Here is a 12,092-nt window from a genome sequence, read left to right on the forward strand (position 1 = left end):
AGGCCGGTTCCGGCCTGCCCGCCGGTTCAAGTAAAGCCGCCGCCATGCCGATAGACGATCAACGCGGCAGCGCTTTTTTGTACGGTTTATTTATGACGTTCCGATTCCGCGATCTACGCATCGCCGCCCGGCTTGCCCTGCTTGGCGCCGTCATGTTGGCGGCCACCATCATGGTGGGATTTGGCGGCTGGCGTGGTTTGTCTCGCACCCATGAGCTGGGCATTCGTTCGACCGCGACCGCCGCCAAATTCGCGGCGGCGGTGGATACGGCGCGCGTCGCCCAGGTCGATTTCAAGAAGCAGGTGCAGGAGTGGAAGGACCTGCTGCTGCGCGGCGGCGATGCGAATAACTTCAAGAAATACCATGATGCGTTTGTCGAGCAGTCCGCCGCGGTAGACCGGGATTTGGCGACGCTGAAACAGCAAATGGCTGAGCTCGGCCTCAAGACCGCAGGGGTCGATGCGGCAGTCGCCACGCATGCCGAGCTGGGGACAAAATACCTCGCCGCTATCCAGCACTACGATGCGAAAGACCTGAACAGCGTGCATGTCGTCGATGCCCTGGTCGCCGGCATAGACCGCGCACCCACCAACGCCATCGACGGGCTGGTGGCCGGTATGAAACAGGAAGCTCTCGCGGCGTCCCGGCTTATCGACCAAGAAAGTGGCAAGGCTTTCACCCAGGCATGCATGCTGCTGGTATCGGTGGCGCTATGCGCCATGGCGACCGGCGCCATACTGATCTGGCTGTTGGCCTACAGCATCACCGCACCGATCAAGCGTGCCGTGAAAGTGGCCCAGGCGGTGGCCGAGGGCGACCTGTCCATGCAGCCTGAAGCGACCAGCCGCGATGAAACCGGCAAGCTGCTGTCCGCGCTTGCCGCCATGAACGTCCAGCTGCGCGCCGTGGTGAATACGATCCGTGCCGGCTCCACCGATATCTCTGCCTCGACGCGGCAGATCGCATCCGGCAATCAGGACCTGTCCGCCCGCACCAGCGAGCAGGCGGCCGCACTGGAAGAAACGGCGGCATCCATGCAGGAGTTCACCCATAGCGTAAGCGCCAACGCCATGCGTGCGAACGAAGCCAGCCGGCTGGCCGAAACCGCCGCACAGATCGCGCGCTCGAGCGGCGCCGCCATGGCGCAGGCTGTAGGCGCGATGACGCAGGTGCAAGAGGTCTCTCGTCGCATCACCGACATTACCGACACCATGCATCGCATTGCCACGCAAACCCATATCCTCGCGCTTAATGCTTCCGTGGAAGCGGCACGCGCCGGAGCGGCGGGCAAGGGTTTCACTATCGTTGCCGCCGAAGTGCAGGCGCTGGCTCGCAATTCGCGCACGGCGTCTGGCGATATCCGCGCGCTGATCGAGGAATCCGTCGTCGTGATCGAAAGCGGCACGCAGATGATCGGACGCGCGGAATCGATGGTCGACAAACTGCTCGGCAGCGTGGATGAGGTTGTCAAAACGGTCAGCGCCATCGCCACGCAAAGCACCGAGCAGGCCAGTGGCATCCAGCAGGTCAATCAAGCTGTGCGCCAGATGGACGAGGTGACGCAAAGCAATGCCGCCTTGGTCGAGGAAGCCGCGGCCGCGGCCAGTACCGTGCAGACGCGGGCGACGTCGCTGGTGGAAAGCGTGGCGTTCTTCAAGGTGGACGTCGCAGGCGACACGAAGCAGGCGGCTGCCTCCACGCCTCGGATGCCGCAACTTGCCGCCTGACAGCGCAAGCGCGTCAATGGCGAAGGCTTCGCCGTCCAATCCGCGAGGCATTGAGATGCCTCGCAGCGCCAACATGCAGTTGGCGCTGCCGCAAGCGCCGGATCGTCGCGATTAATGCAGACAGAAATCACCAGCTTGCTGCGCCGCCTTTCCTTGTCGCCTGGGCGAGTTGGCGCATCGCGCTGCTTGCTACTTCGCCGGCTTGGTGGCTGCGCGGCGCCTCACCGTCCCCTTTCCCGTTTTGACAGTCTTGGCAACGGCTGACTTTTTCGCTGCCGGCTTGCGCCGCCTTCCGGCATCATCACTGTGTAATTCATGCCGATGTTGCACGCGCAATTGCTCGCGAAAAGCAGCCGCATAATTCTTCAATTCCGTCTTTTGCCTGGCCGTCGCACCGGCGCCGCGTTCCAGATGCTGCTCCATCTGCCGCAGCAGATCGTAGTCGTGGTAATCGCGGTAAGGCTTGAGGTCGAGATCCGCCGGCACCTTGCACAGACGCTCGTCGCCAATGGTCTTGACGTACTTCTGCATGAAACGGTCGTAGGCTTGCCAAGTGATGCGTTGCGCGTGCACCGCGGCCTCTTCGGCGCGCGTGGCGATCTGGTGCGCGTGCAGGTAATGCAGGCCGAGCTGGTCGATCAGGGTCTTTTCCACTTCCTCGTGCAGGATCAGGAAACGGTCTACGTCGATGGTGCGGCCGCGGAAAGTAAAAGACCTGGGCAGGTGGCGATCGATGTAGATGGTCTTGCCGTCCTGGCTATAGCCGGCAAGATAAGGAATGTCGTGCTCGCGATCGAGCTTCTTGACCCGACGCAGGATGGCGTCGAGCGCACGGTCCATCATCAGCGACGAGATGAACCAGTCCGGCGCCTTCAGCTTGGTGTGCGGCGCATTCGGATGGCAGGTATTGGACGGCATCGGCGACATCTCCTGTTCTGCGCAGTGGGTTCACTGGCGTGAAGACTAGCGCGAGGCTGCCGCATGCACAGGGATACCTGTCCCTGGAAACGAAAAACGGCGCCCTGGGCGCCGTTTTGTTCGCTTTCCGAATTGGTCGGGGCGGCGGGATTCGAACCCACGACCCTTTGCCCCCCAGGCAAATGCGCTACCAGGCTGCGCTACGCCCCGACTGTCCGGCAAAGAAAGAAATTGTAGCAGTTCCAGCGCCGATGCCGGAAGCGCTATCAACGGCGCAGCAGCGTCAGGACCTCTTCCAGCTCCATGCGCACCTGGCGCACGATCTGGTGCGACATGCTGGCTTCCATCCGCGCCTGCGGACCTTCCAGCCGCGCCCGCGCGCCGGTGATGGTGAAACCCTCATCGTACAGCAGCGAGCGGATCTGCCGGATCATCAGCACGTCGTGGCGCTGATAGTAGCGGCGGTTGCCACGGCGCTTGACCGGGTTGAGCGCAGGAAACTCCTGCTCCCAGTAACGGAGCACGTGCGGCTTCACCCCACACAAATCGCTGACTTCACCGATGGTGAAGTAGCGCTTGGCCGGGATGGCAGGCAGTTCGGTGTTATTCCCCTGATCCAGCATAGCCCTCGACTCTCACCTTGAGTTTCTGCCCTGGCCGGAACGTCACCACGCGGCGGGCGGAAATCGGAATTTCCTCGCCCGTCTTGGGATTGCGTCCCGGTCGCTGGTTCTTCTGCCGCAAATCGAAGTTGCCGAATCCTGACAACTTCACCTGTTCGCCTCGTTCCAACGCCTCGCGGACTACCTCGAAATAGGCGTCCACGAACTCTTTGGCTTCCCGCTTGTTGAGACCTACCTCGAGGAAAAGGCGCTCGGCCATCTCCGCCTTTGTCAGCGCCGCCATCTTACCCTCGCCATTTCGCCTCGCATGCCGCCTCCAACGCAGACACCGCACTTCGAACGCAGCGCTCCGCGTCATCGTCGGTAAGGGTGCGTGAAGCGTCCTGCAAAATCAAGCCCATAGCGAGACTCTTTCGGCCCGCTTCGACCCCCTTGCCGCTGTAGCGGTCGAACAGGCGCAGCTCGGCCAGCACGCCGCCGAGGCTACTGCGCACGGCCTGTTCAACCTGTGACCAATTCACCGGTTCGGGCACGTCCACGGCAATGTCGCGGCGCACGGCAGGAAAACGCGGCACTGGCTGCGCCTTGGGCAAGCGGCGGCCGAGCAGCGGCTCGAGGGCCAGCTCCAGCGCATGCACATCCGGGCCAAGGTCAAGCTGCCTGGCCAGTTGCGGGTGCAAGGCGCCCAGGTAGCCGACGGTCTGGCCGTCGCGAGCGACGCGCGCGCCCCGGCCCGGATGGAGCCAGCCAGGCAGGCCATCGGCATGTACCGACCAGCGCCGCGGCTCGCCCCCCCAGGCGACGATGGCATCGAGCTCGCCCTTCAGGTCGTAGAAGTCGACCGGTCGCACGGCTTCCCCCCACTGCTCGGCCTGCGCCGTGCCGCTGGCGACGATCGCCAGGCTGGGCGTTTCCAAGGGTGGATTGCCTTCGGCAAATACCCGGCCCAGTTCGAACAGGCGCACGCGCTCCTGCTGCCGGGCACGGTTGTGCGAGAGCGCGTCGACCAGGCCCGGCAACAACGAGGGGCGCATGACCCCCAGATCGGCAGACAACGGATTGGCGAGCGGCACCAGCCGGTCGAGCATCCCCCATCGCGCCAGCGAGGCCTGGCTGACGAACGCCAGGTTCACCGCTTCGTAATAACCGCGGGCGGCCAGTTGCTCGCGCACCGCAAGCTCGTCGAGGCGCGCTTCCGGCTCCGCGACCAGCGTCAAGGCGCCGCCTGGGGTATGCGTGGGAATGCGGTCGTAGCCGTAGATGCGGGCAACTTCCTCGATCAGGTCTTCCTCGCGCTCGATATCGAAACGGCTGCTCGGCGCGGTAATGCGCCAGCCATCGGTGGTAGCGTCCACCTGCATGCCCAACGCAACGAAGATGCGTGCCACCTCGGCATCGGCTACCTCCACGCCCAGCACGCGCTTGAGGCGGGCACGGCGCAAGGTTACGGCGGCAGGTTGCGGCAGGTCTTCGGGCTGTTCGGCCACCAGCACCGGACCGGCGTTGCCGCCAGCGATGGCGAGCAACAGTCCGGTGGCGCGCTCCAACGCGCGGCGCGGCAGTTCGGGATCGACGCCGCGCTCGAAACGGTGCGAGGCATCGGTATGCATGCCCAGCTTGCGCGCACGGCCCATGATCGCCGCCGGCGCGAAATGCGCCGATTCCAGGAAGATGGTGTGGGTGGCGTCGGTAACGCGCGAATCGTGGCCGCCCATCACCCCGGCCACGGCCAGCCCCTTGTTCTGGTCGGCGATCAGCAGGAACCCGGGATCGAGCCTGGCCTCGGAACCGTCGAGCAGCTTCAGTGTTTCGCCCTCGCGCGCATGCCGCACCACGATGTCGCCTTCCAGCGTGTCGTTATCGAAGGCGTGCAGTGGCTGGCCCAGTTCCAGCATCACATAGTTGGTGACGTCGACCACCGCGCTGATCGGGCGCAATCCAGCGCGACGCAAGCGTTCGGCCAGCCATAGCGGGGTACGCGCGGCAGGGTCGATGCCTTCGACGATGCGGCCAAGATAACGCGGCGCATCCTTGCCCGCCTCCAGGCGAATGGCGCGACGCGCAGCGCTGGTTACCGGCGCATCGACGTGCGCAGGCATCTTCACCTGGCTGCCGAACAGCGCGGCGACGTCGTGCGCCAGACCCACCAGGCCAAGGCAATCCGGGCGGTTCGGCGTGAGTTTCAATTCGATGCTGGCGTCAGGCAGGCCGAGGTAATCGGTCAGCAACGCGCCCACTGGCGCATCGGCCGGCAGCTCCAGCAAACCGGAGGCATCGTTATCGATACCCAGTTCCTTGGCCGAACACAGCATGCCGAACGATTCGACGCCGCGCAGCTTGGCCGCCTTGATCGCGATATCGCCAGGAAGCGTCGCACCGACCGTCGCCAGCGGCACCTTGATGCCAACGCGCGCGTTCGGCGCACCGCAAACGATTTGCAGCGGCTCGCCGGAACCGGCATTGACCTTGCACACTTGCAGGCGGTCGGCCTCTGGATGTTTTTCCGCACCGATGATCTGCGCCACCACGACCCCGGCAAGGTTTTCACCCAGCGGCGTGAGCTCTTCCACTTCCAGTCCGGCCATGGTCAACGCATGCGCCAGCTGGGCCCGATCGGCCTTGATCTCGACCAGCTCGCGCAGCCAGTTTTCGGAGAATTTCATGCTTTGAATCCGGAATTAGGGATATCGAGAATAGGGAATGCTGAAAGCGGGAATCGGCAAGGTGGCGGATCGGTGGCTATCTCGAAGCTTTCGCTCCGGCATTACCGAGGCCACCCGCCGCTTCCGACTCAAGCGAACTGCTTGAGGAAGCGCAGATCGTTCTCGAAGAACGCGCGCAAATCGGAAACGCCGTAGCGCAGCATCGCAAAGCGCTCGACGCCGAGGCCGAACGCAAAGCCGGTGTAGCGCTCCGGATCGATGCCGCAGTTTCTCAGCACGTTCGGATGCACCATCCCGCAGCCAAGCACTTCCAGCCAGCGCGTGCTGCCGTCTTCCGCATCCCAGCGAATGTCCACTTCGGCCGAAGGCTCGGTAAAGGGAAAGTAGCTGGGGCGAAAACGCATCTCGAAATCGCGCTCGAAGAACGCGCGGATGAATTCGGCCAGCGTGCCTTTCAAATCGGCGAAGCTGGAAGTCTCGTCCACCAGCAAGCCTTCGATCTGATGGAACATCGGCGAATGCGTCTGGTCCGAATCGCTGCGGTAGACCTTGCCGGGTGCAATGATGCGGATCGGCGGCTGCCGATCTTTCATCGCGCGGATCTGCACCGGCGAGGTATGCGTGCGCAGCAGGCGTCCGTCGCCGAAATAGAAGGTGTCGTGCATGGCGCGCGCCGGATGATGCGGCGGGAAATTCAGCGCCTCGAAGTTATGCCAGTCATCCTCGATCTCCGGGCCGTCGGCACGCTGGTAACCCAGGCGCGCGAAGATCGCGGCGATGCGTTCCAGCGCACGGGTAATCGGATGAATGCCGCCGCGCTCGCCGCCGCGTCCGGGCATGCTGATATCGAGTTTCTCGGAGGCCAGGCGGCGATCGAGCTCGGCCTGCTCAAGCGTCTGCTTGCGTGCGGCCAGCGCATCCGCGAGGCGTTCCTTCAGGCGATTCACTTCGGCGCCGCGCGCCTTGCGCTCATCCGGGGCAAGCGTGCCCAGCGCCTTCAATACGGCGGTAACGACGCCGCTCTTGCCCAAAAGCCCTACGCGCAGCGCGTCAAGGGCATCGAGCGTATCGGCCTTGGCGATTTCCGCCAGCGCCTGGGTGGCGCGAGTATCCAGATCTTCCATCGATGCAATCTCGCTTTGTCCCCTCTCCCCTAAGGGGAGAGGGCTGGGATGAGGGGACAATTTTGCGCTGAGCCTGGTTCGAAGCATGCTTCGATGAAAGCCGGGGCAAGCCTTGGCCTCTCAACTCGATCCCCTCCCCGAGGGGAGAGGAAGCCAACGCAAAGAGCATTACTTAAACAAAAACGGGGAGAAGGCGTATGGCCTTCTCCCCGCTTGATTCACATCATATCGCCGGTGTTCGGCGATCAAGCGGCCAGACTGGCCTTCGCCTTTTCCGCGATGGCGCCAAACGCCTTGATGTCGTGCACGGCGATATCAGCCAGGACCTTGCGGTCGACCGTGATGCCGGCCTTAGCCAGACCGTTGATCAGGCGGCTGTAGGACAGGCCGAACTGGCGGGCGGCGGCATTGATACGCACGATCCACAGGGCGCGGAACTGACGCTTCTTCTGCTTGCGGCCGATATACGCATACTGACCAGCCTTGATGACGGCCTGGTTGGCAACGCGGAAGACCTTGCGACGGGCGTTGTAGTAGCCCTTCGCACGGCCGATGATTTTCTTGTGACGACGACGGGCGGTAACGCCACGCTTTACACGAGCCATGGTTCAGTCCTCGCCTTAGAGATACGGCAACATGCGTGCTACACCCTTGGTGTCGCATGCCTTGACGTGGTTGGTGGCGCGCAGGTTGCGCTTACGCTTGGTCGACTTCTTGGTCAGGATATGCGACTTGAACGCATGGCCGGCCTTGAATTTGCCGGACGCGGTCTTGCGAAAACGCTTCGCCGCCGCGCGATTGGTCTTGATCTTGGGCATGGAAATGTCCTTGATGGGGGTTGGACCCCGGTTTCTGACTGATCTGGCGGCGACCTCGAGGGCCACGCTTTCCGTCCTGCCACGATCGGTTCACGACCCTTCCTTGCGGGTCGAACCGTCAATTATACGGAGAATGGGTGGGCAATGCCAGCCACCGAACCTCGAAACCCAAAGGCACCATGACTCCCTCGCCCCTCCGGGGAGAGGATTGGGTGAGGGGCCACGCCGCCAATGAGGCTCTTAAGAAGCGAGCACAGGGCACGATTGCTCAAAAGAAAAACTGCTGACCAGCCGGGCTGGGGCTAAATTGGCCCCTCACCCTACCCTCTCCCCTCCGGAGAGAGGGAGTTACGGCACTCATGGCGATACCGTCAGGCCTTACTTCTTCTTCGGCCCGATCATCATCACCATCTGGCGCCCTTCCAACCGCGGGAAGGACTCGATGACGCCGTTCTCGCCGACGTCCTCCTGGATCTTCTTGGCCAGGTTCTGGCCGAGATCCTGATGGGACATCTCGCGGCCGCGGAAGCGGATGGTGACCTTGACCTTGTCGCCCTCTTCCAGGAAGCGAAGCATGTTGCGCAGCTTGATCTGGTAGTCGCCCACGTCCGTGACCGGACGGAACTTCACTTCCTTGATCTCGACCTGCTTCTGCTTCTTCTTGGCGGCCTGGGCCTTCTTCTGGGCTTCGAACTTGAACTTGCCGTAGTCCATGATGCGGCAGACCGGTGGATCGCCGTTGGGCTGGATCTCGACCAGGTCGAGGCCCGCTTCCTCGGCGGCACGCAGCGCCTCGTCGCGGGTGAGGATGCCAAGCTGCTCGGAATCCGGTCCGATCACGCGCACGCGCGGCACGCGGATTTCATGGTTGCGACGGTTGCCCTTAGTTTCTGTGGTGGCGATACCACTATCCTCCAGAAGATGTTGAATTTGGCCGGGCGGCAATCAGTGCCGCGTCTCGGCTTCCAGACGTTCGATGAAGCCGGCTAGCGGCATGCTGCCCAGATCCTCACCCGAACGTGTACGCACGGAAACAGTCCCCGACTCCTTTTCGCGATCACCGACCACAAGCAGGTAGGGTACTTTCTGCAACGTATGTTCGCGGATTTTATAGCCGACCTTCTCGTTGCGCAAATCCGCATGCACCCGGAAGCCTTTATCGACAAGGGTTTGCGTTACCTGCCGGACATACTCGGACTGGGCGTCGGTGATGCTGAAGACCTGCGCCTGCACCGGCGCCAGCCACGCCGGCAGGTTGCCGGCATGGTGCTCGATCAGGATGCCGATGAAGCGCTCCATCGAGCCCACGATCGCCCGATGCAGCATAACTGGATGTTTGCGTTGACTATGTTCGTCGACGTATTCGGCACCCAGGCGCTCGGGCATCATGAAATCCACCTGCATGGTGCCGACCTGCCAGGCACGGCCGATCGAGTCCTTCATGTGGTACTCGATCTTGGGGCCATAGAAGGCGCCCTCGCCCGGCAGCTCTTCCCAGGTCACGCCGGCCGAGCGCAAGGCGGCGCGCAAGGCGGCCTCGGCGCGATTCCATACCTCATCGCTGCCGATGCGCTTGTCCGGGCGCAGGGCGATCTTCAATGCAATGTCGTCGAAGCCGAAGTCGGCGTACACCTTCATGGCCTGCTGGTGGAACGCAGTGACCTCCGATTCAATCTGCTCCTCCGTGCAGAAGACGTGACCGTCGTCCTGGGTGAACGCACGCACACGCATGATGCCGTGGAGCGCGCCCGAAGGCTCGTTGCGATGGCAGCCGCCGAATTCGCCGTAGCGGATCGGCAGGTCGCGATAGCTATGCAGGTTCGTGTTGTAGATCTGCACATGGCCGGGACAGTTCATCGGCTTGAGCGCATAGGTGCGCTTTTCCGACTCCGTGAAAAACATGTTTTCCTGATAGTTGTCCCAGTGGCCGGATTTTTTCCACAGGCTCACGTCCATGATCTGCGGACCGCGCACTTCCTGGTAACCGCTGGCACGATAAACGCCGCGCACGTATTGCTCTACCACCTGCCAGATCGCCCAGCCGTTGGGGTGCCAGAACACCATGCCCGGCGCTTCTTCCTGCTGGTGGAACAGGTCCAGCGCCTTGCCGATCTTGCGATGGTCGCGCTTCTCGGCTTCTTCGAGCTGGTGCAGATAGGCCTTGAGGTCCTTGTCGTTCAACCACGCCGTACCGTAGATGCGCGTCAGCATCGCGTTGTTGGAGTCGCCGCGCCAGTACGCGCCAGCCACCTTCATCAGCTTGAACGCGCGCAGCTTGCCGGTGTTCGGCACGTGCGGGCCGCGGCACAGGTCGGTGAACTCGCCCTGCGTATAGAGCGAGAGATCTTCGTTGGCGGGAATGCTCTGGATGATCTGCGCCTTGTATGCCTCGCCCAGGCCGCGGAAAAACGCCACCGCTTCGTCGCGCGATTTCACGCTGCGCGTTACCGGCAGTTGTTCCTTGACGATCTTTTCCATTTCCACTTCGATCTTCGCCAGGTCGTCCGGCGTGAAGGGGCGCTCGTAGGCGAAGTCGTAATAGAACCCGTTGTCGATCACCGGGCCGATCGTTACCTGCGCGCCCGGAAACAGGCGCTGCACGGCCTGCGCCAGCAAGTGCGCGGTGGAATGGCGAAGGATGTCCAGCGCCTCGGGGCTTTTTTCGGTGACGATCTCCAGGCTGGCATCGTGGTCGATCGGGAAACTGGCATCCACCAGCTTGCCGTCCACCTTGCCGGCCAGGGTGGCCTTGGCCAGGCCGGCGCCGATGGAGGCAGCCACATCCTGCACCGTCACCGGATGATCGAAGGGGCGCTTGCTGCCGTCGGGTAGCGTGATCTCAAACATAATCCATACCTGTTACGCCACATCCGTGGCGTGTGTCTTTAAAGAATTCGGTTCTGCCCGCTTTTCCACAGCCCGTCCGGACAGCGGACAAAAATAAAGGCGCCAGGCGCCCATTGTGAAAGCACAAGGCGTGGCGGTATCAACGCTGGAAGCAGGTAGTTGCCATGTCGCACACTCGACCGGCGCCTGGGCGCAGGCCACCCTCATGTCTTCAAATCAGGAGTCGAACGCTAGTTTAGCGCACCGGCCGTGTCAATTCCGCCACATTGGCCCAGCTATACAATAGAGCAGGCCATTCCAAGGATATTTTCGATGCGTGTACTGGTTACCGGCGCGGCCGGCTTCATCGGCGCTGCCCTCACGGCACGTCTGTTGTCCCGGGGCGATGAAGTCCATGGCATCGACAATCACAATGATTATTACGATCCGGCGCTGAAAGAGGCGCGTCTGGCGCGCTTCGCCATGCATCCGAACTACACCCACCTGCGCGCGGACCTGGCCGATGCCGAGGCGATCGGCCAGGCGTTTGCCGCGTTCCAGCCGCAACGGGTGGTGAATCTTGCCGCTCAGGCTGGCGTGCGCTACTCCCTGCGCAATCCACAAGCCTATGTGCAGAGCAATCTCGTCGGCTTCGTTAACGTGCTGGAAGCGTGCCGGCATGGCAAGGTGGAGCACCTGGTCTATGCCTCGTCCAGCTCCGTCTACGGCGCCAACCGCAAATTGCCCTTCAGCGTGGAAGATGCGGTTGACCACCCGGTGAGCCTGTACGCGGCCAGCAAGAAGGCCAATGAACTGATGGCGCATACCTACAGCCACCTGTATGGCCTGCCCACGACCGGCCTGCGCTTCTTTACCGTATATGGACCCTGGGGGCGTCCGGATATGTCGCCGATGCTGTTCGCCGAGCGCATCGTGCGCGGGGAGCCGATCGACGTCTTCAATTACGGCAACCACAGCCGCGACTTCACTTACGTGGACGACATCGTCGAAGGTGTCATCCGCACCCTGGACCACCCCGCGCAAGCCGACCCGGCCTACGATCCCATGCAGCCGAATCCCGGCACGTCGAACGCCCCTTATCGCCTGTACAACATCGGCAACGATCAGCCGGTGCCGTTGATGCGCTTCATCGAGTTGATGGAACAAAACCTCGGACGCACCGTCGAAAAACGCCTGCTGCCGATGCAGCCCGGCGACGTGCCGGATACCTGGGCCGACGTATCCGCCTTGCGCCGCGACGTGGGCTACGCGCCGGATACCTCCATCGAGCAAGGCGTCAAGCGATTCGTCGACTGGTACCGCGACTATCACCACCTCGCCTGACTATAGTGCCTGGTCACTATTCGCGCGTAGCCGCGCCAATGGCGTGAAC

Annotated in this window: 11 protein-coding genes and 1 tRNA gene; 2 read left to right on the plus strand and 10 right to left on the minus strand. The window is 62.7% G+C overall.

Annotated features, from left to right (window positions below):
• The first annotated feature begins 92 nt into the window (after positions 1-92).
• Positions 93-1,727: a methyl-accepting chemotaxis protein gene (locus ISP15_RS09030; RefSeq protein WP_404546938.1), complete on the plus strand. Its 1,635-nt coding sequence runs from the start codon at positions 93-95 to the stop codon at positions 1,725-1,727.
• A 189-nt stretch (positions 1,728-1,916) separates the two neighbouring features.
• On the opposite strand, the gene ISP15_RS09035 is transcribed toward ISP15_RS09030, so the two are convergent.
• The 10 genes from ISP15_RS09035 to thrS form a co-directional block, all read right to left on the minus strand.
• Positions 1,917-2,645, minus strand: coding sequence for a hypothetical protein (locus tag ISP15_RS09035; RefSeq protein ID WP_404546939.1), 729 nt, complete (start codon positions 2,643-2,645; stop codon positions 1,917-1,919).
• A 133-nt stretch (positions 2,646-2,778) separates the two neighbouring features.
• Positions 2,779-2,855, minus strand: a tRNA-Pro gene (locus ISP15_RS09040).
• A 56-nt stretch (positions 2,856-2,911) separates the two neighbouring features.
• Positions 2,912-3,268, minus strand: coding sequence for a MerR family transcriptional regulator (locus tag ISP15_RS09045; RefSeq protein WP_281852334.1), 357 nt, complete (start codon positions 3,266-3,268; stop codon positions 2,912-2,914).
• The gene (ihfA, locus tag ISP15_RS09050; RefSeq protein WP_115477488.1) at positions 3,249-3,551 is read right to left on the minus strand and encodes an integration host factor subunit alpha; all 303 of its coding nucleotides are present in this window, start codon (positions 3,549-3,551) and stop codon (positions 3,249-3,251) included. The genes ISP15_RS09045 and ihfA overlap by 20 nt, the downstream gene beginning before the upstream one ends.
• Position 3,552: 1 nt before the next feature.
• Positions 3,553-5,931 carry a phenylalanine--tRNA ligase subunit beta gene (gene pheT / locus ISP15_RS09055; RefSeq protein WP_404546940.1) on the minus strand — a complete coding sequence of 793 codons (2,379 nt, stop codon included), beginning with the start codon at positions 5,929-5,931 and terminating at the stop codon, positions 3,553-3,555.
• Between the two features lie 128 nt (positions 5,932-6,059).
• Positions 6,060-7,055 (minus strand): phenylalanine--tRNA ligase subunit alpha, encoded by a 996-nt coding sequence (pheS, locus tag ISP15_RS09060; protein WP_404546941.1) that lies wholly within the window; start codon positions 7,053-7,055, stop codon positions 6,060-6,062.
• A gap of 245 nt (positions 7,056-7,300) precedes the next feature.
• Positions 7,301-7,660, minus strand: a complete 360-nt coding sequence (gene rplT, locus ISP15_RS09065) for a 50S ribosomal protein L20 (RefSeq protein WP_128898432.1) — start codon at positions 7,658-7,660, stop codon at positions 7,301-7,303.
• A 15-nt stretch (positions 7,661-7,675) separates the two neighbouring features.
• Positions 7,676-7,873 carry a 50S ribosomal protein L35 gene (gene rpmI, locus ISP15_RS09070; protein ID WP_019467379.1) on the minus strand — a complete coding sequence of 66 codons (198 nt, stop codon included), beginning with the start codon at positions 7,871-7,873 and terminating at the stop codon, positions 7,676-7,678.
• A gap of 378 nt (positions 7,874-8,251) precedes the next feature.
• Complete coding sequence (infC, locus tag ISP15_RS09075; protein ID WP_404547071.1) at positions 8,252-8,776, minus strand: translation initiation factor IF-3; 525 nt, start codon at positions 8,774-8,776, stop codon at positions 8,252-8,254.
• Positions 8,777-8,818: 42 nt separating this feature from the next.
• Positions 8,819-10,720, minus strand: a complete 1,902-nt coding sequence (gene thrS, locus ISP15_RS09080) for a threonine--tRNA ligase (RefSeq protein WP_404546942.1) — start codon at positions 10,718-10,720, stop codon at positions 8,819-8,821.
• A 312-nt stretch (positions 10,721-11,032) separates the two neighbouring features.
• Between thrS and ISP15_RS09085 the strand changes: the two genes are divergently transcribed.
• The gene (locus ISP15_RS09085; protein WP_404546943.1) at positions 11,033-12,043 is read left to right on the plus strand and encodes an NAD-dependent epimerase; all 1,011 of its coding nucleotides are present in this window, start codon (positions 11,033-11,035) and stop codon (positions 12,041-12,043) included.
• The last annotated feature ends 49 nt before the right edge of the window (positions 12,044-12,092 follow it).

The sequence above is a fragment of the Dyella jejuensis genome (assembly GCF_044904675.1).
GTDB lineage: Bacteria > Pseudomonadota > Gammaproteobacteria > Xanthomonadales > Rhodanobacteraceae > Dyella_B > Dyella_B jejuensis.